19 protein-coding genes and 1 riboswitch are annotated in these 22,909 nt (G+C 30.0%); of the genes, 13 read left to right on the top strand and 6 right to left on the bottom strand.

The annotated features are described in order from the left end of the window. The first annotated feature begins 25 nt into the window (after positions 1-25). Positions 26-625, top strand: a complete 600-nt coding sequence (locus ACJJVY_RS07570; RefSeq protein ID WP_405606497.1) for a hypothetical protein — start codon at positions 26-28, stop codon at positions 623-625. Here ACJJVY_RS07570 and ACJJVY_RS07565 read toward each other — a convergent pair. Both ACJJVY_RS07565 and glpQ read right to left on the bottom strand, forming a co-directional pair. Beyond that, entirely contained in the window at positions 622-1,155 is a 534-nt protein-coding gene (locus ACJJVY_RS07565; RefSeq protein ID WP_405606495.1) for a hypothetical protein, read from the bottom strand. The two genes, ACJJVY_RS07570 and ACJJVY_RS07565, sit on opposite strands and share 4 nt — an antisense overlap. 67 nt (positions 1,156-1,222) lie before the next feature. Then, positions 1,223-2,155, bottom strand: coding sequence for a glycerophosphodiester phosphodiesterase (gene glpQ / locus ACJJVY_RS07560; RefSeq protein ID WP_405611620.1), 933 nt, complete (start codon positions 2,153-2,155; stop codon positions 1,223-1,225). 29 nt (positions 2,156-2,184) lie between these two features. Between glpQ and ACJJVY_RS07555 the strand changes: the two genes are divergently transcribed. Continuing rightward, positions 2,185-2,424 (top strand): hypothetical protein, encoded by a 240-nt coding sequence (locus ACJJVY_RS07555; protein WP_405606493.1) that lies wholly within the window; start codon positions 2,185-2,187, stop codon positions 2,422-2,424. Here the strand turns inward: ACJJVY_RS07555 and ACJJVY_RS07550 are convergent. Continuing rightward, on the bottom strand, positions 2,421-3,386 hold the full coding sequence (locus ACJJVY_RS07550) for an endonuclease/exonuclease/phosphatase family protein (RefSeq protein ID WP_405606491.1): 966 nt from the start codon (positions 3,384-3,386) through the stop codon (positions 2,421-2,423). The genes ACJJVY_RS07555 and ACJJVY_RS07550 overlap by 4 nt on opposite strands. 268 nt (positions 3,387-3,654) lie before the next feature. Between ACJJVY_RS07550 and hflX the strand changes: the two genes are divergently transcribed. Beyond that, positions 3,655-4,863, top strand: a complete 1,209-nt coding sequence (gene hflX / locus ACJJVY_RS07545; RefSeq protein ID WP_405606489.1) for a GTPase HflX — start codon at positions 3,655-3,657, stop codon at positions 4,861-4,863. 14 nt (positions 4,864-4,877) lie between these two features. Further along, a complete protein-coding gene (locus ACJJVY_RS07540) occupies positions 4,878-5,729 on the top strand; it encodes a CPBP family intramembrane glutamic endopeptidase (protein ID WP_405606487.1) in 852 nt (283 codons plus the stop codon). Positions 5,730-5,766: 37 nt separating this feature from the next. Here the strand turns inward: ACJJVY_RS07540 and ACJJVY_RS07535 are convergent, their stop codons facing one another. The 3 genes from ACJJVY_RS07535 to metK form a co-directional block, all read right to left on the bottom strand. Further along, positions 5,767-6,882 carry a CNNM domain-containing protein gene (locus ACJJVY_RS07535; RefSeq protein WP_405606485.1) on the bottom strand — a complete coding sequence of 372 codons (1,116 nt, stop codon included), beginning with the start codon at positions 6,880-6,882 and terminating at the stop codon, positions 5,767-5,769. Positions 6,883-7,075: 193 nt separating this feature from the next. Continuing rightward, complete coding sequence (locus ACJJVY_RS07530) at positions 7,076-9,547, bottom strand: zinc-dependent metalloprotease (protein ID WP_405611617.1); 2,472 nt, start codon at positions 9,545-9,547, stop codon at positions 7,076-7,078. 287 nt (positions 9,548-9,834) lie between these two features. Further along, a complete protein-coding gene (gene metK / locus ACJJVY_RS07525; RefSeq protein ID WP_405606483.1) occupies positions 9,835-11,091 on the bottom strand; it encodes a methionine adenosyltransferase in 1,257 nt (418 codons plus the stop codon). Positions 11,092-11,449: 358 nt separating this feature from the next. Further along, positions 11,450-11,574: riboswitch (SAM riboswitch) on the top strand. A gap of 126 nt (positions 11,575-11,700) precedes the next feature. Between metK and ACJJVY_RS07520 the strand changes: the two genes are divergently transcribed. The 9 genes from ACJJVY_RS07520 to ACJJVY_RS07480 all read left to right on the top strand — a co-directional run bounded on the left by ACJJVY_RS07520 (position 11,701) and on the right by ACJJVY_RS07480 (position 22,871). Further along, positions 11,701-12,975 carry an O-acetylhomoserine aminocarboxypropyltransferase/cysteine synthase family protein gene (locus ACJJVY_RS07520; protein ID WP_405606481.1) on the top strand — a complete coding sequence of 425 codons (1,275 nt, stop codon included), beginning with the start codon at positions 11,701-11,703 and terminating at the stop codon, positions 12,973-12,975. A gap of 97 nt (positions 12,976-13,072) precedes the next feature. Further along, a complete protein-coding gene (gene thrA / locus ACJJVY_RS07515) occupies positions 13,073-16,474 on the top strand; it encodes a bifunctional aspartate kinase/homoserine dehydrogenase I (RefSeq protein WP_405611614.1) in 3,402 nt (1,133 codons plus the stop codon). 82 nt (positions 16,475-16,556) lie between these two features. Then, positions 16,557-17,723, top strand: a complete 1,167-nt coding sequence (locus tag ACJJVY_RS07510) for a trans-sulfuration enzyme family protein (protein ID WP_405606479.1) — start codon at positions 16,557-16,559, stop codon at positions 17,721-17,723. Positions 17,724-17,792: 69 nt separating this feature from the next. Beyond that, on the top strand, positions 17,793-18,998 hold the full coding sequence (locus ACJJVY_RS07505) for a polysaccharide lyase family 7 protein (protein WP_405606477.1): 1,206 nt from the start codon (positions 17,793-17,795) through the stop codon (positions 18,996-18,998). Between the two features lie 92 nt (positions 18,999-19,090). Further along, the gene (locus tag ACJJVY_RS07500) at positions 19,091-19,504 is read left to right on the top strand and encodes an RrF2 family transcriptional regulator (RefSeq protein ID WP_405606475.1); all 414 of its coding nucleotides are present in this window, start codon (positions 19,091-19,093) and stop codon (positions 19,502-19,504) included. Positions 19,505-19,713: 209 nt separating this feature from the next. Further along, positions 19,714-19,977 carry a DUF2061 domain-containing protein gene (locus ACJJVY_RS07495; protein WP_405606473.1) on the top strand — a complete coding sequence of 88 codons (264 nt, stop codon included), beginning with the start codon at positions 19,714-19,716 and terminating at the stop codon, positions 19,975-19,977. Next, positions 19,977-20,591 carry a phosphoadenosine phosphosulfate reductase family protein gene (locus tag ACJJVY_RS07490; RefSeq protein ID WP_405606471.1) on the top strand — a complete coding sequence of 205 codons (615 nt, stop codon included), beginning with the start codon at positions 19,977-19,979 and terminating at the stop codon, positions 20,589-20,591. Before ACJJVY_RS07495 ends, ACJJVY_RS07490 begins: the two co-directional genes overlap by 1 nt. Positions 20,592-20,601: 10 nt before the next feature. After that, positions 20,602-21,507, top strand: a complete 906-nt coding sequence (cysD, locus tag ACJJVY_RS07485) for a sulfate adenylyltransferase subunit CysD (RefSeq protein ID WP_405606469.1) — start codon at positions 20,602-20,604, stop codon at positions 21,505-21,507. Between the two features lie 116 nt (positions 21,508-21,623). Next, positions 21,624-22,871, top strand: coding sequence for a sulfate adenylyltransferase subunit 1 (locus tag ACJJVY_RS07480; RefSeq protein WP_405606467.1), 1,248 nt, complete (start codon positions 21,624-21,626; stop codon positions 22,869-22,871). Positions 22,872-22,909 lie beyond the last annotated feature (38 nt).

The following is a 22,909-nucleotide window of genomic DNA, read 5'->3' as shown; positions in this document are numbered from 1 at the left end:
GAGAACGAATAGTTTTACAAAAAATATGAATAAAAAATCTAATGATGAGTTAGAGAAAATTATTCAGCAAAAAGAAAAGTATACAAATGAAGCTTTACAGGCGGTAATTTGGGAGTTAGAAGACAGAGGCTTATTAAAAAAAGATGAAATTGTACTAGAAGGAGTAGTAATTGAAGGTGATGCGGTAATTAAGGAAGAAGTTATAGTAACTAAAGAAAAAAGTACTTTTGAGGAGTTTGAATTGCCTTTGTTATATTCAAAATCAGCAATACAAGGTTTTACAATTTTTTTTAGTCCATTTTTTGGAGCGATGCTTTTAATGTCTAATTTAAAAATACAAAATAAGCAGAAAGCAAGAAATCAAGTTTTAATATTTGTAATTTTATATACCATCTTAACTTATTTGGTTTTAAGTGCTTTTCCTACAATGATGTTTTTAAGTCTGGCATTTAATGTTTTAGGATCTCTAGTTTTAATTGAATATTTCTGGAATAAAAATTTAGGAAAAAATTTAAATTATACAAAAAAAGGAATAACAAAACCGCTGTTAATCTCTTTTTTAGTCGTGCTAATTTTAGTCTTTATTCAATTTTTGCCGCAGTTGTTAGAAGAGCAAGCTATTTAACTCCAAGGGTCATCATTAGGCTCTAATTGTTTCTGGCTTGTTAAAATAGATTTTCCATTTAGTTCTGTATCTCCTATTTTTAAACATGAAAATAGTAAGAAGCAAATTTCTAAATCTTTTTTGTCTAAAAGTTGCACTTTTATAGAGTCATCAGGTTTTTTAACAATATAAGATTCATCAAATTCGGCTATTTTATCTCCGTTTTTAAAGATAGATTTTTTCTTTTTATGATGAATTTTTAACTCGTAAGTTATTTCATTTACATCTATAGAATAAATTGTTTTTTTATTGTTTTGAGATATAAATTCAGTTAAATTTCCTTTGTCATCTTTAATAGAGAAAACCATTTTCCACTTCCAAAATTTAAATTTTTTGGTAATAAAATAAATTATTTTTTCTTCATTATTAAAGACTTCAGAACCCATTTTACCAAACTCCATAAACCATTTAGAACTGTAGATTTTTTCTGTGGCTTCAAAAACATCTAAAGTGTTATTAAAGTGATTTATCGAATATAATTTTGTACTCATAAAATAGTTGTTTGTAAAAATAAAAATACTGTAACTAATTAGAAAATCAACTTATTTATTACTTTTTTTAATACAATTTTTTCTTTTTTAAAAATGATATCACTTTATCAGGAAAATCTGTAAAACCACCATCAATTTTTGCGTCTATAAAAAGTGTTTGCATCATTTCTTCAAAGCTAGAAAATTCACCTAAATCATCGGCTCTAAATGTATACGGATGTACTTTTAATCCTAATTTATGTGCATCAGAAACTAATGAAGTAAAACTAAATTTACCATCAGTTTTTTCTGATAAAATTTGTTTGTACCAAGGCCCAATTCCGTCTGCAAAAGTAGCAAAATGCGTTAGTTGTTTGGTTTCTTTTTCAAACTCTATTAACTGAATTAAAAATAAATCGGACTTTAATTCTTTTCTTATTTTTTCTAATTCTTTTGCATCAAAACATTGTAAAATACAGTTGTCTTGTTTGGTTTTGTAACCATAATCAGCTAAAATTTTTAGAACAATTTTTGTCAAGTTTTTTCCTTCTTTTTGATGAAAATTGGGTTCTTTAATTTCAGGGTAAATCCCAATATTTTTTCCTGTCGATTTATTTAAACCTTGTATAAACTCTATTTCTTCTTGTAAAGAATGTAGTTTAAAATTCCCTTTCCAAATAGGAAAACGATTCGGATAAACTTGCTCGCCAGTTTTAGGGTTAAAACGTTCGGTAACCTTTAATTTTTTTAATTCATCAAACGTAAAATCGATTACATAAAAACGATTGTCAATTCTTTTTCTATCAGCAAATTTTGTAGCAACATCAGTTACATCATCCAAATAAATATCATGGATAACAATAGGAACATCATCTTTACTTAACACCAAATCTTGCTCAATAAAATCTGGATTCATAGCATATGCCATTGCTTTTGCCTCTAAGGTATGTTCTGGTAAATAACCAGATGCACCTCTGTGCGCAATAACTATTTTTGATTTCATAAGTTTTAAATTATAGATTAAAGATATAACTTTTGTAAATTTGCAGTATGAAATTAGCGTTAAAAATAATGTTTGTTATCTTTTTAATTTGGATGGCAGCCGGAATGTATTTGGTAAATACAGCACACGAAAAAGCACAAATAGTAATGGGTTTAGGTGTGTTTTATTTTTCTTTTTTGTTTATGCCTTTCTTTATTTATTACAGATACAGAGATGGTAAGTACAAGAAATATATTTTAAATGATGAAAAACTAAAGAACGCTTTTAAAGATTTTGGTAAAGATTAGTTGTTTTTTTTAAAATATACATAAACAGGAAAGTGATCAGAAAAACCACCTTGATACCAAGGGCCAATATAAGTTCTAAACGGACTTCCTTTTAGCTTTCCTTTATATATTTTTAACCACTTCTTATTAAAAACTTCTGCGTGTTTAAATTGTAACTTATTAGAAATTGGTGTTAAGAAATTTTTAGAAACAATAATTTGATCAAATAAATTCCATTTTCCTTCAAAGGTTAAAGAACCATTATTTTCTTTGTTTAATAAACTTTCCATTGGGTTGTAAAAATCTTCTGTTACAAGATTATCTTTAATGCTTTTACTGGTTGGATCATCATTAAAATCTCCCATAATTATAATTTTTGCATCATAATTTCTGGCTTGTATACCTTCTATAATTGTTCTTGCTAATTCTGCAGCTGCAATTCTTTTTGGCTCAGATTTTTCTATACCTTCTCTTCTAGAAGGCCAATGATTTACTAAAATATGTACAAGTTCTCCATTTAAATTACCAGAAACAACTAAAATATCTCTTGTGTAATCACGTTTACCTCTTTCATCTTCTAAAAATAAAGGAAAGTGTTCTGAGTCTATTAATTCGAATAATTGCTTGTTGTATAAAAGAGCAACATCTATACCTCTTTCGTCAGGAGAGTTGAAGTGTACATAATTATAATGATGTTTTTTTAAGTAAGTAGATTTTGCTAAATCCGCAACTACTTTTGCATTTTCTACTTCTACTAAACCTATAATTGCTGGGGCATAATAAGATTTTTCGTTACCTATTTGAGAGATAACGGAACCTAATTTTTTAATTTTATCGTTATAACGTTTTTTATTCCAATGTAATTTTCCGTTAGAAGTATAATCGTCATCAAAAGTTTTAGGGTTATCAATCGTATCAAACAAGTTTTCTACGTTGTAAAAACCGATAGTAAAAGTATTTTTATCTTTTTTTGATGAGAACATTTTAAAATTTATTGGTAAAAGTAGTAAAATATAGTTTTTAAACAGATAACTTAAAATATATGTTTTGTTAACATTAAAGTGTGTAATCTTATCTTTTCTAGCCTTAGTTTTGCAGTGATTAAAGAAAAAAATAAAGAATAAACCATAAAAACCATAGCTATAAGAAGAAAATTTGTTGAATTTGAATTTGAATTAATTAATAAAACCTCAAGCTACTTGAGGTTTTTTTTATGTCTTTACAAAGCAAATCTTTGTATTTTTGCATTGTATGATAGATCAAAAAGAAGCCATATCAGAAAAAGCTGTTTTAATAGGTATAATTACACAACAGCAAGATGAAACAAAATCTGAAGAATATTTAGACGAGTTAGAGTTTTTAACAACAACTGCAGGAGGAGTTGCTGTAAAACGTTTTGTTCAAAAAATGGAAAGACCAAATCCTAAAACATTTTTAGGTACAGGAAAATTAGATGAAGTTAAGAGTTTTATCGAATCTCATAATATTGGTACTGCAATTTTTGATGATGAATTGTCGCCAGCACAATTAAGAAACATAGAAAAAATTCTTGATTGTAAAATTTTAGATAGAACCAATTTAATCTTAGATATTTTTGCACAAAGAGCTCAATCAAGTTCGGCAAAAACACAAGTAGAATTAGCACAACATCAATATTTATTACCACGTTTAACAAGATTATGGACGCACCTTGATAAACAAAAAGGGGGTATTGGAATGCGTGGACCTGGTGAAACAGAGATTGAAACGGATAGACGTATTATTCGTGATAAAATTAATGTTCTTAAAAAGAAATTATTAACCATTGATAAACAAATGGCTGTGCAACGTAAAAACCGTGGTAAAATGGTTAGAGTTGCATTAGTTGGTTATACAAATGTTGGTAAATCTACTTTAATGAATGTTATTAGTAAAAGTGATGTTTTTGCTGAAAACAAGTTATTTGCAACACTAGATACCACTGTTAGAAAAGTTGTTATTAAAAATATTCCTTTTTTGATGACAGATACAGTTGGTTTTATTAGAAAACTACCAACTCAATTAGTAGAGTCTTTTAAATCTACGTTAGATGAGGTAAGAGAAGCAGATTTATTACTGCATGTTGTAGATATTTCGCATCCAAATTTCGAAGATCATATTGCTTCTGTAAATACAATTTTAGATGAAATAAAATGTGCTGATAAACCTGTATTAATGGTTTTTAATAAAATAGATGCTTATGAGCACGAAACTATTGATGAAGATGATATTGTTACAGAAAAAGGCAAAGAACATTATACTTTGCAAGACTGGAAAAAAACTTGGATGAATGATAGTGAAGTAGAATCTATCTTTATCTCTGCATTAAATAAAGAAAATTTAGAAGATTTTAAAGAGAAAACATATCAAGAAGTAAAGAAAATTCATGTTCAGCGATTTCCTTATAACGACTTTTTATATTACGAGTATAAAGAAGAATAGCAAAACTTATAAAATTGGAAAAGAACGAATTTAAATACAGGGGTTGGTTAAGAGTTTTATTACTTACAATACCCTGTTTTTTTATTGTTGGGTTATTTCAATTTATTGGTGGATTAATAATTGGTGTAGATTTTACAAGTCAAGAAACTAGAAATTCGTTTGAAGACTTAATTATTTATTTTTCTGGATTAGTGGGTACTTTTCTGGCACTTTGGATTTTTATGAAGTTTGTAGATAAAGAGCCTTTTGTTAAACTTGGTTTTCAAACAAAAAATAGATTTAAAGAATTTATTATTGGTATTATAATTGGCTTGGTTATAATGTCTTTAGGATATTATATTTTAATTTATCTTGATGAAATTATCTTTTTAAAAACCAATTTTAATTTTAAAGAATTAATAATATCAATTTTACTTTATATAATTGTTGCGGTTGGCGAAGAGGTTATTTTAAGAGGGTATGTTTTAAAGAATTTACTATTTTCTTTTAATAAGTATATAGCTCTTATTTTATCATCAATATTATTTTCTTTGATACATGGCTTCAATGACCATATAGATTCATTTGCGCTACTCAACCTATTTTTAGCAGGAATACTTTTAGGTTTGCCTTATATTTATACTAAAAATTTATGGTTTTCTATAGCATTGCATTTAAGCTGGAACTTATTTCAAACACTTTTAGGATTTAATGTTAGTGGACACGAATCGTATTCTTTAATTGAATTTAAAATAAACCAACCGAATTTAATTAATGGTGGACCATTTGGTTTTGAAGGTTCTTATCTGGCTGTAATAGCACAAATTATAACTATAGTTGCAATAGCATATTATTTTAATTGTAAAAAAGAATTACAGACGATTTAACTACCTGATTTAAAATTTTAAAATATCAGAAAATAAATTATTCTTCTTTATTATCTTTTAAGTTTCCTAACTTTTTTGCACGAGTTTTCCAAGATTTTCTAGCATGATCTTGTAAATCTGCAACAGAATCACTTTCGTCCATAATTTCTAAACCTAGTAAGGTTTCTATAACATCTTCTTGAGAAACTAAACCACTAACAGAACCGTATTCATCAACAACTAAGGCAATTTGTTCTTTTTCTTTAATTAGCTGGTCAAATAAATTTGCTATAGATAACTCTCTATCTGTAATAAGTATATTTCTTTTTATTGTAGCTAAAGTAACTTCGCTATTTCCTTTAATCATTGCATCTAATAAATGATCTTTTAAGAAATAACCCGTTATTTCATCAGGGTTTTCTGCAAAAACAGGAATTCTAGAAAAACGTAGTTCTTGATGTTCATCATAAAAAGATTGTATGGTTTGGCTTTCATCAGCAATTTCTAACACAGATCTAGGAGTCATTACATCACTTACTTTAATCTCTTTAAAGCCTAGTAAATTTCTAATAACTTTACTTTCGTTTTTTTGAAAAACTCCATCTTTCTCAGCCATTTCCGTCATCACTAAAAAGCTTTCTCTACTTAAAATACTTCCGTGACCTTTACCGCCAATTAATTTTGTGGTTAATTGTAGAATCCATAAAATCCCTGTCCATCTTAATGGAAAAATCATTAAGTTTAAAGCTTTAGAAGTAAAGTTTGCTAATTGTCTCCAATAAGTTGCACCAATGGTTTTTGGTATAATTTCTGAAGCAACTAAGATTAAGATAGTCATAATAGTAGATACAACACCTACCATAAGATCTTCGGTAATTTGAAAGCCAAAAATTGTTTTTGTTGTGCTACCATACATTTCTGCATATGCAACTTTTGCTTGTACACCTACTAAAATTGCCCCAACTGTATGGGCAATAGTATTAATAGTTAAAATTGCAATTAAAGGTTTATCAACATCTTTTTTAAATGTTTCTAAAGTAGAAGCAAACTCATGTCCTTCGTTCTTTTTTAAGTTTATAAAAGTAGGAGTAATGCTTAACAGTACAGCTTCTAAAATAGAGCATAAAAAAGAAAAGAAAATAGAAACAGTAGCATAAATTATTAATAGTGTCATCAATACAAAGTTAAGAGTCAAAAATAGTTAAAATAAAGTTTCTTATTTGTAATATTTTGTAAAAGGTTTTGGTTAAAAATATGAAAATAAGATTGATTATAGAATTATTTAGGTATAATAATAATTGGTCAAAAAAAGAAAAAGCCTCATCCAATTAAGATGAAGCTTTTTCTTTATAAAAAGAATTTTAATTTTATTTAGGATCTAAAGCTACATCAATTCTAGCTAAAACATCTTGTAAATGGTAACGAGAAGTTGTGTTAGATGCTCTTGAAGCAGCAGACCTAACATCTCTTTTTAATCTACTTAATTCTCCTCTTGCAAAAGATTTAATATCAGACTGCCCTACATTAACAGAAGCAGATCCAAAACGACCTCTTTGGTCTTCGGCTTTATTTAAAAGGTAATCTAAACGCTCAATGTGAGCTTTTTGTAAGTTTCTTCTATAAGTATCTATAGTTTTACCGTTATATAATTCTGACCAAATACCTTTTCTTACATCAGAAAACATAGAAACTAAATTGTAAGCTTTAGTACCATTTAAAGTTTCGTTTTCAATCATACGTGCCATTCTATCAGCACTTAAAACGCTATTTAAAGTTCTTGTTTGTAAAGATCTTATGTTTTCTATAGCACCACTAGATTGTACTTTAGAGAAAAGGTCTTTGTCTAGCATCCAAGTAGGTGTTTTAAACAATTCATCAATAACAAACTTTAAAGACTCTTTTTGACGAGCTTTATTTACATGTGTATATACAGCTCCTTCTTGATCTGTTGTTTTATAGTTTTCATAAATACCACCAATATTAGAAGAAACGTGTCCCATATATCTAGCAAACTGCCCAATTAATTGATTGTACATTTCTGCCATATCATCATAAGTCTCTCCATCTTCGGTAGTCCATTCGCTTAATTTAGGTAGAATTAATTTTAAATTTTTAATACCATAAGTACTTGCTTTTACTGCATCGTCTCCTAAATCCTCTGTTTGAGAACTAGGGTCTATAACACCACGTTGTTGACGACCAAAACGATACATTGGGTCTCCTGCATGTTCTAAAATCCAAGAATCTAAAATAGGTTTCTCTTCAATAGCAGTTTTACCTAAGATTGGTTTATACCCCCAAGCAATTGAGTATTTGTCATAAGTACCAATGTTTGGCATTAAAGCAACACCTTTATCTTCTGGTTGTGCAACATAATTAAAACGAGCATAATCCATAATAGAAGGTGCAGTACTGTATTTTGCTGTAAAGGTAGCAGAACGTAAAGAGTCTACAGGATATGCAGAAGAACTTCCCATGTTATGTGGTAATCCTAAAGTATGGCCTAACTCGTGAGAAGAAACAAAACGAATTAAACGTCCCATTGTTTCTGTTTTAAAGTTATTGCTTCTAGCATCTGAGTTTATTGCAGCCGTTTGTACGAAAAACCAGTTGTGTAATAACGTCATTACATTATGATACCAGTTGATATCAGATTCTAAAATCTCTCCAGATCTTGGGTCACTTACGTGAGGTCCGTTTGCGTTAGGAATCGGAGAGGCTAAATATCTAATTACAGAATAACGTACATCTTCTGGGCTATATTCTGGATCTTCTTCTTTTGTTGGCGCCATTTTACCAACAATTGCATTTTTAAAACCAGCAGCTTCAAAAGCAACTTGCCAATCATTTACACCTTCTATAATATAAGGAACCCATTCTTTTGGAGTTGCTCTATCTACATAGTATACAATTTGCTTTTTAGGTTCTACTAATTCTCCTCTTTTAAATTTCTCGATGTCTTCATCTTTTACTTCTAAACGATATCTATCTAAATATCTAACTGTTTTACTTTTTTGAGCTTCTAAACCATAATCAGTTTGCCCTCTAGCAAACCAACCAACTCTTTCATCAAAGTAACGACGTTTCATAGGTACCTTTGGTAACAATACCATGGAATTACTCATTTCTAAAGTAATAGATCCTAAAGCACTGTTAGAAGGCGGTTTGTTAGCAAAATAAGTTTTTACATGTCTTATTTCTATGTTTTTAGGGTAACTACTAACTCTATCAATATAAGAACGTGTTTTATCCATTCTTGTAGCTTGATATCCTTTTCTATAAAAATCAGGAAGACCTAAAGGTTTAATATCTGTAGAAAATAATTCTGTAGCATCTATAACTGTAGCAGTACTATCTTTACTAATTGCTTTTATAGGAAAAGAAAACAAGATAGGTTCTAAATTAGAATTTACAACAGCTTCATGTACAGGTAAAAGAGTGTCTGCAACTACGTTATGAGAAACAATACGTAATAAAATATTCTTTTTCTTACGTTCCCAACGTAATACTTGTGTGTTAGTTTTTCCTCCTCCAAAACCAAGTCCGCTTGCAGTTTTAGCAATTCTTGTTACCATTAACATTTCTCTGTTTATAAGAGAATCTGGAATTTCGAAAAGATAAGATGCGTCTTTTGAATGAACTTTAAAAAGACCATTATCTGTTTTATGGTCTTTAGTAACTACCTTAGAATAAGGCTGGATGTCTCCTTTTTTTGGTTTAGGAGCTGCTTTTTTTTGAACTTCTTTTTTCTTTTTTTTCCAAAACTGAGCTTCAGTTTCTAAAGAAAATCCAAAAATTAGAGCAACTATGAATAGTTGCGAAAGTAATTTTTTTGATATCATGTGTGATTTATTTGAATTGCGTCCGAAATTACGGAAACTCTAAAAGTTGATATCTTAAATTTATGTTAAAGAGAAAGGTGATTTTATGTTAAAAAAAAAGTTGTAATTAAATTAGATTAAATTTAATGTGTTTTAAATGTGTGTTTTAGGTTTTTTTTATTTGTTGATGGATGTTCATGTTTTATTTTTATGAAATAAAAAGACGATTATTATTATTAATTTATTCATAAAAAACGACATCAAATTAACTTTGATGTCGTTTTTACTTTGTATTGAGTATGCCTTTATAGTTTAAAAGCTTCTTTAATTTTATCTACATAATCTAATTTTTCCCAAGTAAAAGTTTCTACTTCTTCAGAAACTGTTTCTCCCATTGGGTTTGTAAAGGTTACTGTTTTTACTTCTGGAGTTCTTCCCATATGTCCGTAAGCAGCAGTTTCAGAATAAATAGGGTTTCTTAATTTTAAACGTTGTTCTATAAAATAAGGACGCATATCAAAAATAGATTCTACTATTTTACTGATTTCTCCATCAGTTAAATCAACAGAAGCAGTTCCGTAAGTATCAACATTAATACTTGTTGGTTTTGCAACACCAATAGCGTAAGAAACCTGTACTAAAACTTCTTTACAAACACCTGCTGCAACTAAGTTTTTAGCAATATGTCTTGTAGCATAGGCTCCAGATCTATCAACTTTACTTGGGTCTTTTCCAGAAAAAGCACCACCACCATGTGCACCTTTACCACCATAAGTGTCCACAATAATTTTTCTTCCTGTTAAACCAGCATCTCCATGAGGTCCTCCAATTACAAAAATTCCTGTTGGGTTTATATGATATGTAATACTATCTGTAAATAATTTTTGAATATGAGCAGGAAGTTTTGCAACTACTCTAGGAATTAAAATTTCTACAATATCTTTTTTAATTTTTGCTAACATTACTTCTTCTGAAGTATCAAAATCATCATGTTGTGTAGAAATTACAATCGCATCAATTCTTTGCGGAACATTGTCATCAGAATATTCTATAGTTACTTGAGATTTTGCATCCGGACGTAAGTAATTAATTTCCTTATTTTCTCGACGTAAAAGAGCTAATTCAATTAACAATCTGTGCGACAATTCTAAGGCCAAAGGCATATAGTTTTCTGTCTCATCAGTTGCGTAACCAAACATCATTCCTTGGTCTCCGGCGCCTTGCTCTTCTGGTGTAACTCTATCAACACCTTGGTTAATATCTGGTGATTGTTCGTGGATTGCAGATAAAACTCCACAAGAATTTCCATCAAACATATATTCTCCTTTAGTGTAACCAATTTTGTTAATTACATCTCTGGCAATTTGTTGTACGTCTAAATAAGTTTTAGATTTTACTTCTCCAGCCAAAACAACTTGTCCAGTTGTAACAAGGGTTTCACAAGCAACTTTACTAGACTTGTCAAAAGCTAAAAAATTATCGATTAAAGCATCAGAAATTTGATCTGCAACTTTGTCTGGGTGTCCTTCAGAAACACTTTCTGAGGTAAATAAATATGACATATTAAATCTTCTTTTATAATTATTGAAAAATGAAAAGAGATTGCATTGGTCGCGAAAAGTAGTAGGAATTTACTGCTTTAGCATTTTTTTTATGAGGTTGCAATCAGTTCAAATTTTTCCTCTAAATTCTTTGCAAAGTTACATCTTAAATTTTAATATCATAATTTTTAATCATAATATTTTGTTATGATATTATCAGTGAAATTAAAATTACAGTTTTTAGATTATGTGATAATGATAAAAAACAAGGATTTTAATAAGAAATTGGTATTTAAATGAAAATAATTTAATTTTTTCTTGGATATTAAATTTTTCTGAACATATATTTGCATTCACAAAGTTCAATAAACTTATTGAAATGTTATCAAGAAAGGTGAAGGGATTAGACCCGTTGAAGCCTTAGCAACCCTTTTCGTGAGGAAAAGAAGGTGCTAAATTCTACTTAATTTCAGATTCATTTATCAGAAATTGGATAGATAACCCAAAAACAAGTACATTTTCCGTGTATTTGCATAATTCTTAATAACATTTTTCTAGTAAGTACATCAAAAATTTTGATGCATTCAACTTTTGTTTTAATCAATTTATTAACTCAAAAAAATTAGAAAAATGAGTACGCACAAATTAGCAACAAACGCATTACATGCAGGACATGATGTAACACAAAATGGAGGAACAAGAGCAGTTCCTATTTATCAAACTTCTTCGTATGTTTTTAACAATTCAGAACATGCAGCAAATCTATTTTCTTTAAAAGAATTAGGGTTTATTTATACGCGTTTAAACAATCCAACAAATCAAATTTTACAAGATCGTTTAGCAGCTGTAGAAGGCGGAATTGGAGCAGTAGTTTTTGCTTCTGGAACTGCAGCAATTTCAACAGGATTGTTAACTCTTTTAAAAGCCGGAGATCATATTGTAGCTTCAAGCAGTTTATATGGAGGAACGTATAATTTATTAAGTGTAACGTTACCAAGGTTCGGAATTACAACTACGTTTGTAGATGCTGATAATCCTGATAATTTTGCTGATGCAGTTCAAGAAAATACAAGAGCATTTTTTGTAGAATCTTTAGGAAACCCGAAGTTAGATGTTTTAGATTTAGAAGCAATTTCTGTACACGCTAAAGCGGCAGAAGTTCCTTTTATTGTAGACAACACGGTGGCAACGCCTGTTTTATTAAACCCGATTAAACATGGAGCAGATATTGTAATTCATTCATTAACAAAATATATTGGCGGACAAGGAACTTCGTTAGGAGGCGCAATTGTTGATGCTGGAACATTTAATTGGGCAAACGGAAAATTCCCAGAATTTACAGAGCCTTCTGCAGGTTACCATGGTTTAAAATATTATGAAACTTTAGGTGCAGCATCGTATGTTTTTAAATTGATTTTAGAAGGATTGCGTGATTTTGGTGGTGCATTAAGTCCAACAAATGCATTTAATATCATTCAAGGTTTAGAAACTTTACCGGTTAGAATTAAACAACACTCTAAAAACGCATTGGCTTTAGCTACTTGGTTAGAAGGGCAAGAAGTAGTAACTTGGGTAAATTATCCTGGTTTAGAAAGTAATAAATACAAAACTTTAGCAGATAAATATTTAACAAAAGGGCAAAGTGGATTGGTGACTTTTGGTGTAAAAGGTGGTTTTGAAGCTGCAAAAAAGATTGCAGATAACACAAAATTATTCTCTTTATTGGCAAATATAGGAGATACAAAATCATTAATAATTCATCCGGCAAGTACAACGCATCAACAATTAGATGAAGCAGCGCAAGCAAGTGCAGGTGTAAGTCAAGATTTAATTAGATTGTCTGTAGGTATTGAAGATTTAGAAGATTTAAAAGCAGATTTAAAAGCGGCTTTTTCAGAAATATAAAACAATTGTCTCTTTGAGCGGAGTCGAAAGGTTTAACTAACTTTCGTAAATTAAGAGTTCTCGACTGCGCTCGAACAGACAAAAAAAAATGTCAAAATTGGAATATCCATTACAACATATCAAAATAAATAATTTTACCACAGAATCTGGTGTATTAATTGCAGAACTAAACTTAAGTTACCAAGTTTTTGGGCAAGATTTAGGCACTGCACCAATTATTTTGGTAAATCATGCACTTACAGGTAACTCTTATGTTGCCGGTAAAAAAGGTTGGTGGCAAGATATTGTTGGTGATGAAAAGGCGATTAATACTAAAACCTACACCATTTTATCATTCAATATTCCAGGTAATGGTTTCGATGGATTTTTAATTGATAATTATAAAGATTTTATTGCTAGAGATGTTGCAAACATATTTTTAAAAGGTTTATCAATCTTAAAAATTGATACTTTATTCGCTTTAATTGCAGGTTCTTTAGGTGGCGGAATTGCTTGGGAAATGATGGTTTTAAACAATAAATTAACCCAACATTTTTTACCAATTGCAACCGATTGGAAGTCTACAGATTGGTTAATTGCTAACTGTCAAATTCAAGAACAATTTTTGGTAAATTCTAGCAATCCTGTGCACGACGCAAGAATGCACGCCATGTTGTGTTACAGAACGCCAGAAAGTTTTAAAGAGCGTTTTCATCGCTCTAAAAAAGAAGATTCAGATATTTTTGATGTAGAAAGTTGGTTGTTGCATCACGGAAAATCTTTACAGGAGCGTTATCAATTATCGTCTTATAAATTAATGAATCAATTATTAAAGACAATAGATGTTACTGTTGGAGGAGAAAAAGATATCGAAATTTTAGATAAAATTGATGCCAATATTCACATTATTGGTGTGGATTCTGATTTGTTTTTTACTGCGGAAGAAAACAGAGAAACGCATAAAAAATTAGCATTAACAAAAGATAATGTTACGTATAACGAAATAAATTCGGTGCATGGTCATGATGCATTTTTAATGGAATATGATCAATTACAAAAAATTATAGAACCTATTTTTAATAAAGATTATAGAGAAAAGAAGATGAAAGTTTTAAAGTTTGGAGGAAAATCTTTAGCCAATGGAAAAGGCTTAGAAAATGCAATTGAAATTATTGCAAGTAAATATAAAAAAGGAGTAAAAATTACAGTTGTTGCATCTGCAAGAGGAAATGCAACGAACGAATTAGAAGCTATTTTACAAAAAGCATCTAGTAAAAAAGAGTATAAAACTAAGTTTGATAAATTTAAAGAATATCAATTAGCACCTAATAATACTGTTGATTTTTCTGATGAATTTTCTAAGTTAGAAACCATTTTTGAAGGTGTTTCTTTATTAGGCGATTATAGTCAGAAAATTAAAGACGAAGTTTTAGCACAAGGAGAATTGTTATCTGTAAAAATGGTAGCGAGTCTGTTAGAAAAAGAAAATATAACAGCAAAAGCTGTAGATTCTAGATCGTTAATTATTACGGATGAAAACTTTGGAAATGCACAACCAATATCTGCAATTTCTAAAGAAAATGTAATTACATATTTTAAAGAAAATAACGATACAATTAATGTTGTTTCTGGTTTTATTGCATCCAACAAAAAAGGAGAAACAACCACTTTAGGTAGAAATGGAAGTAATTATACTGCCGCTTTGCTAGCTAATTATTTAGATGCTGATGAGTTGCAAAATTATACGCATGTTAGTGGTATTTTTACTGCGGATCCAAAACTAGTTGCTGATGCTAAAAAAATAGATCAACTGTCTTTTAATGAGGCAAATGAATTGGCTACTTTTGGTACAAACTTATTACATGCAAAAACAATTATTCCGTTAATTGAAAAAAATATCAACCTAAGAATTTTAAATACTTTTAATCTTAAAGATAAAGGAACTTTAATTTCATCTACTTCTGCATCACAAGGAATTAAAACAATTTCTACCATAGAAAATATGGCGATGATTAACTTTGAAGGTAGAGGTTTGTTAGGTAAAGTTGGTGTAGATGCTCGTATTTTTAATACATTAAGTAAAGAAAATATTAGTGTAAATATTATTGCGCAAGGTTCTTCTGAACGTGGAGTTGGTCTGGTAATTAATGCCGACAATACTTTGCGTGCAGTAAATGCTTTAGAAGAAGAATTTGAAAATGATTTTCATGCGCAAGATGTAAATCATATTGCCGTTTTTGATGATGTTTCTGTAATTTCTATTATTGGGCAAGATTTAAGTCAATTTCATCATCCATATAATGCATTAATCAAGAATCAAATTGTGCCACTTTTATTCAACAATACAGTTACGGGTAAAAACGTGAGTTTGGTTGTTAAAAAAACTGAGTTGCACAAAGCGGTAAATGTTATTCACGGTCAGGTTTTTGGAGTAACTAAAAAGATAAACATTGCTGTTTTTGGTAAAGGTTTGGTTGGCGGAACGTTAATTGATCAAATTATAGAAAATACACAATCTGTTTTAGAAAGAAGAAAATTACAATTGAATGTTTTTGCAGTAGCAAATTCTAAGAAAGTATTGCTTAAAAAAGACGGAGTTTCTAATACTTGGAAAGAAAGTTTAGAAGAAAATGGTCAGGAAAATGTAAAAGTTGATGATATTATTGCTTTTGCAAAATCGCATCATTTCGAAAATTTAATTGCGGTAGATAACACTGCAAGTGTAAATTTTGTGGCAAACTACATTCCATTAATAGAAGCAGGTTTCGATTTGGTTTCTTGTAATAAAATTGCAAACACCTTATCGTTTGATTTTTATAAAGAAGTAAGAGCAAAGTTAAAAGAGTACAAAAAACAATATTTATACGAAACCAATGTGGGTGCAGGTTTACCTTTAATAGATACGATTCGTTTATTACATGAATCTGGAGAAAATATTACCAAAATTAGAGGTGTTTTTTCTGGGAGTTTAAGTTATTTATTTAATAATTTCTCATCTAAAGATGTTTCGTTTTCGAAAGTTTTACAAGAGGCAATCGACAAAGGATTTACAGAGCCAGATCCAAGAGAAGATTTAGGAGGAAATGATGTTGCAAGAAAATTATTAATTTTAGCAAGAGAGTTAGAATTAGAAAACGAGTTTGATGAGGTTAAAATTAAAAATTTAATTCCAGAAAACTTAAGAGAAGGTTCTGCAGATGATTTCTTAGGAAAATTAGACTTATTGAATGATGAGTATCAAACAATAAAAGAAAACCAAAAAGAAAACCACGTTTTACGTTATATTGGAGAGTTAAGTGGAGATTTATCGCAAAATAAAGGTACTTTAGAGGTAAAATTGGTTTCCACAGAAAAAAGTTCACCTTTAGGTTCTTTAAAGGGTTCTGATGCAATTTTTGAAATTTATACAGAATCTTACGGAGAACAACCCATTGTAATTCAAGGAGCAGGAGCAGGAGCAAGCGTAACAGCAAGAGGTGTTTTTGGAGACATTTTAAGATTAGCAAAACATAATAACTAAAAACGTAATTAGATTTTAGTAGTTAGTAGTTTGAAAAAATACACACTAATTACGATTTACTAAATACAAATAATAAAAATAAATGAGTAAACATTTCGAAACAGAAGCAATTAGAAATCAAACAGAAAGAAGTCAGTTTTCTGAACATTCTACACCGTTATATTTAACGTCTAGTTTTGTTTTTGATGATGCAGAAGACATGCGTTCATCCTTCGCAGAAGAAAAACAACGTAATTTATACAGCAGATTTACAAATCCGAATACAACAGAATTTGTAGATAAGGTTGTAAAAATGGAAGGTGCAGAAGTTGGTTACGCATTTGCAACTGGTATGTCTGCAATTTTTTCGTCATTTGCAGCATTGTTAAATGCAGGAGATCATATTGTTTCGTGTCGTTCTGTTTTTGGTTCTACACATAGTATGTTTACCAAATATTTGCCAAAATGGAATATTGAAACTTCTTATTTTAAAGTTGATGAGGTAGATTTAGTAGAAAGTTTAATTCAAGAAAACACAAAGATTCTTTATATAGAAACACCAACAAATCCGGCAGTAGATATTTTAGATTTAGAATTGATTGGTAACATTGCCAAAAAACACAATCTTATTTTTATTGTTGATAATTGTTTTGCAACACCTTATATACAGCAGCCAATTAAATTTGGAGCAGACATTGTTGTGCATTCTGCTACAAAATTAATGGACGGACAAGGCCGTGTTTTAGGAGGAATTGCCGTTGGAAAGGAAGATTTAATTAGAGAAATTTATTTATTTGCAAGAAATACAGGGCCAGCAATGTCTCCGTTTAATGCGTGGGTTTTATCTAAAAGTTTAGAAACTTTATCAATAAGAGTAGAAAAACACTGTGAAAATGCCTTAAAAGTTGCTCAATTTTTAGAAGAAAATGAAAATGTAGAATTTGTAAAATACCCGTTTTTACAATCGCATCCTCAGTACGAAGTCGCAAAAAACCAAATGAAATTGGGTGGAAACATAGTTGCTTTTGAAATTAAAGGAGGAATTGAAGCGGGAAGAAAATTTTTAGATACTATAAAAATGTGTTCTCTGTCGGCAAATTTAGGAGATACAAGAACCATTGTTACGCATCCGTCTTCTACAACTCACGGACGTTTGTCTGAAGAAGATCGACTGGAAGTTGGTATTACAAATGGTTTGGTAAGAGTTTCTGTAGGTTTAGAAAATGCAGAAGATGTAATTGCAGATTTATCGCAAGCACTTAATAACTAATTTTAGGTACATTATTTGCATTAAGCTCAATCAATTATTATTAAAACCTATTTTTTATAAAATATAATTATGAAATTTTTAAAACCTATATTTTCTTGTTTACTTTTTGTTTTTCTTTTTAGTTGTAGTTCTGGTGAATCGAAAGAGGAAGAGGAATTAGAGTTTTTGTCTTTATCTGCTGTTTCTGAATTTTCTGCAAATCAAGAAACACAATCTTTAGAGGTAACAGCTAATATGTATTGGTACACAAGAAGTGATGCTGATTGGATTACAATAAATCCAACAAGTGGGACAAATAATAAAACGATAGAAATTTCTGTAACAGCAAATACAGAGTTTAATAAAAGAACAGGTGTAATTACAGTTATTGGTGGTAGTTTATCAGAATCTTTAACGATAACCCAGGCTGCAAAAGAAGAAATTTCAGGAGAATTAGATCCAAATAAAGCACCTTCAGAAAATTTTGATTTATCAACTTGGAATTTAAGTATTCCTGTTGATAAAGGAAATGGAACAGCAACAACAATTACGGTAAGTGAAATTAATAGCGCTTATGAAAATAGTAACTATTTTTATACGGCAGATGATGGCGGAATGGTTTTTAAATGTCCGGTAGATGGATTTAAAACATCAGCAAATACAAGTTATACAAGGGTAGAATTCCGAGAAATGTTAAGAGGAACAGATACAAGTATTAGTACACAAGGAGTAAATAAAAATAATTGGGTTTTTGGTACTGCTCCGCAAACGGAAATTGCTGCTGCAGCTGCTTATGACGGAGAAATGTCTGCAACTCTTTCTGTAAATCATGTAACTTCTACAGGAGATTCTGGCCAGCAAGGACGAGTTATTGTAGGTCAAATTCATGCAAATGATGATGAGCCTATTCGTCTTTATTATAGGAAATTAAAAGACAATACATTAGGGTCAATTTATTTTGCTCACGAGCCAACTGATGGAAACGGAAGTGAACAGTGGTACGAAATGATAGGTTCTAGAAGTAGTATTGCTTCTAATCCGATAGATGGAATTGCGCTTGACGAAAAATTTAGCTACACAATTAAAGTTGTTGGAGATGCTTTAACGGTTACGATTATAAGAGAAGGAAAAGACGATGTTGTTAAAACTGTTGATATGAAAGATAGCGGATTTAATGTTGCTGGTCAATATATGTATTTTAAAGCAGGTGTATATAATCAGAATAATTCTGGTGATGCAGATGATTATGTTCAAGCTACTTTTTATTCTTTAGAAAAATCGCACACAACAGATTAGAAGATTTGTAATTTTAAATGCTCTTTGTTTTTTAAAAAGTTTATCCTACTATTTTAATATAGTAATTGTATTAAATTATGTAATTTTGCTTTATGCTATCAAAAAAGACAAAATACGGTATTAAGGCGCTTACTTATTTAGCAAGGCAAAAAGATAAAACACCAGTTTCTATTGCTACAATCTCTCAAAGTGAAAATATTTCTCTTAAATTTTTAGAAAGCATTTTATTAACGCTTCGTAAAAACGGATTATTAGGTTCTAAAAAAGGAAAAGGTGGTGGTTATTATCTTTTAAAAGAACCTTCGGAGATTCAAATGACAATTGTTATGAGGGTTTTAGAAGGGCCTATTGCTATGGTACCTTGCGTTAGTTTAAATTTCTATGAAAAATGCGATGATTGTCCTGATGAAAATATTTGTGCAGTAAACAAATTAATGATTCAAATAAGAGATAGTTCTCTTAAGATCTTTAAGAACACCACACTAGCAGATTTGTGTAATTGCTAGAAACTTCATTTTTTACTTTTAAATATCACTACTTACTATAACCTTGTAGTGATTAAAAATTCATAAATTTTATCTGCTTTTATTAATAATCTACTAAATCTATAGGGATTTAGTAAATTTTAAGATTTATACTAGTTTTTATATATAGAAAAGATGTATGTTTGCATACCCTACTAAAAGAGTGGGGTATTTATTTGAATTAATTTTTTATGATTTTAAACCAAATCATTTTTAGCAAAAAAGCACAGAGTAAGGGTTTTGAAGAAGATAAGAAGTCAGAAAAGCCTTTACGAAGTGTATTAAAGGCATTAAGCTGGCGAGTTATAGGTACAGTAGACACTTTAGTGGTGTCTTATATACTAACAGGAGAACTAGCTGTGGCCACATCAATTGCTTCAGTAGATTTTTTAACAAAACTAATTTTATACTTCTTTCACGAAAGAATTTGGAACAAAATAAAATGGGGAAAATAATGAACCTAGATTTAGAAAAAATAAACAAAGAGTTAAAAGATAAAAGTCCTTCAGAAATTATTTCTTGGGCAATTTCTTTAGGAAAAAAACCTGTAATTACAACCAATTTTAGACCTTATGAAGTTGTAATTTTAAATGCAGTTACAGAAGTAAAAAAAGATATAAAAGTAATTTGGTGTGATACAGGTTATAATACAGTACAAACGTATAAACATGCAGAAGAAATTATAGGAAAATTGAATTTAAACATTCAGTTATACACACCAAAACAAACGGTCGCTCACAGAAATGTAGTTTTAGGAGTTCCTTCAATAGAAGATCCAAAACATGCCGTTTTTACGGAGCAAGTAAAGTTAGAGCCTTTTGCAAGAGCCATGAAAGAGCATCAACCTGATGTATGGTTTACAAATCTTAGAAAAGGGCAAACAGCATTTAGAGATAGTATAGACGTTGTTTCTGTAAGTAAAGACGGAATTGTAAAAGTGAGTCCTTTTTACAATTGGTCTGATGAACAATTAGATGCGTATTTAAAAGAAAAGAATTTACCAAATGAGTTTACATATTTCGATCCAACAAAAGTAGAAAGTAACAGAGAATGTGGTTTGCACATCTAAAAAGATAATTATGAGTAATAAAACAATACAAGTAGATGCTTTAGAAAGTGAAGCAATTTATATTTTTAGAGAAGTAGTAGCACAGTTCGAAAAACCTGTGTTGCTTTTTTCTGGAGGAAAAGATAGTATCACTTTAGTACGCTTGGCACAAAAAGCATTTTATCCTGCAAAAATACCTTTTCCTTTAATGCATATTGATACAGGTCATAATTTTCCTGAAACAATTGAATTTAGAGATCGTTTAGCGAAAGAATTAGGTGTTGAGTTAATTGTTAGAAATGTACAGGACAATATAGATTCTGGTAGAGTAAAAGAAGAAACAGGGAGATATGCAAGTAGAAACATGTTGCAAACAGAAACTTTATTAGATGCAATAGAAGAGTTTGGTTTTGACGCATGTATTGGAGGAGCAAGAAGAGATGAAGAAAAAGCAAGAGCTAAAGAAAGAATCTTTTCTGTAAGAGATGATTTTGGACAATGGGATGAAAAAAACCAACGCCCAGAAGTATTTGATATGTTAAATGGAAGAATTGATTTAGGACAAAATGTACGCGTTTTTCCTATTTCTAATTGGACAGAGTTAGACGTTTGGTCTTATATAGAGCAAGAAGATATCGAAATTCCTTCAATCTATTTTGCACACAAAAGAAAAATATTTGTGAGAGACGGTATGATTTGGTCTGCAGATGATGAGGTTGTGTATAGAGATAAAGAGGAAGTTGTAGAAGAAAGAATGGTTCGTTTTAGAACTGTTGGAGACATGAGTTGTACCGCAGCAGTTTTATCTGATGCTGTAGACATTGCAAAAGTAGTAGAAGAAATTAGAGATTCTTCTATTTCTGAAAGAGGTGCAAGAATAGATGATAAACGTTCGGAAGCAGCAATGGAAAAAAGAAAACAACAAGGATATTTTTAAAAATTTGTTTTACAAATTTTTCGCATTTCGCTTTTGGCAATTAGCCATCAGTATAAATAAAAGAATATAAAATTAGGCGAATAGCTATTTAGCGAAAAGCCAACAGCTCAAAAAAAATGAAAGTACTAAAAATAGCAACAGCAGGAAGTGTAGATGATGGTAAAAGTACCTTAATTGGTCGTATTTTATACGATACAAAATCATTGACTGACGATAAATTAGAGGCAATTGAAGAAAAAAGTAGACAACGTGGTTTTGACTATTTAGATTTTTCTTTAGCAACAGATGGTTTGGTTGCAGAACGTGAACAAGGAATTACAATTGATGTAGCACATATTTATTTTTCAACGCCATCAAAAAGTTTCATTATTGCAGATACTCCAGGTCATATTGAGTATACAAGAAACATGGTTACTGGCGCTTCTACAGCACAAGCTTCTATTGTTCTAATTGATGCAAGAAATGGAGTGATAGAGCAAACTTACAGACACTTTTTTATCAATAATTTATTGAGAATTAAAGATGTTGTAATTGCAATTAATAAAATGGATTTGGTTGATTTTTCAGAAGAAAAATACAATACAATCAAAAATGAAATTGAATATTTAGCAAGTAAAAGTGAGTATAAAGGTCAGAATTTAACGTTTATTCCAATGTCTGCTTTACAAGGAGATAATGTTGTAAATAAATCTGAAAATACACCTTGGTATAAAGGAGAGACTTTAATGCATCACTTAGAAAGATTAGATGTAGAAGATATTAATGATGATTCTCAAGCACGTTTTCCTGTACAAACAGTTATTAGACCAAAAACAGAAGAATATCACGATTTTAGAGGATATGCTGGTAAAATTTATGGAGGAGATTTAGCAGTTGGAGATGAAATTGATGTATTGCCATCGCAAACAAAATCGAAAATTAAAACAATTAATTTTTTCGATAAAGAATTTCAAGAAGCAAAAAGAGGAAGTTCTGTAACAATTACATTAGAAGATAATGTAAATGTAAGTAGAGGAGATATGTTGGTAAAAGCATCCGAAGAACCAAAAATTACCAAACAATTAGAGGCAACGATTTGTTGGATGGATAAAGAGCCTTTAAAAGCATCGCAAAAATATTACATCAAACATGGTGTAAATGATGCACAAGCAAAAATTACACAGTTATCGAGTATTATAAAAACTGATTTTTCTGGAATTGAAGAAAATCCTTCAGCATTAGAATTGAATCAAATTGGAGATATTCAATTAAAATTGAGTAAACCTTTATTGGTAGATTCTTATAAAGACAATAAATCTAACGGTTCTTTTATTTTAATCAACCCAAAAACAAATGGTACAGTTGGAGTTGGTTTTATAAAATAAAAGCCCCTTTTAATTCCTCAAAGGGGAAAACTAGCAAG

This window comes from Polaribacter sp. Asnod1-A03 (genome assembly GCF_045063585.1).
Classification (GTDB): Bacteria; Bacteroidota; Bacteroidia; order Flavobacteriales; family Flavobacteriaceae; genus Polaribacter.
The sequence above is the reverse complement of the archived record's forward strand: the minus strand, read 5'-3'. Positions and strand labels throughout refer to the sequence as shown.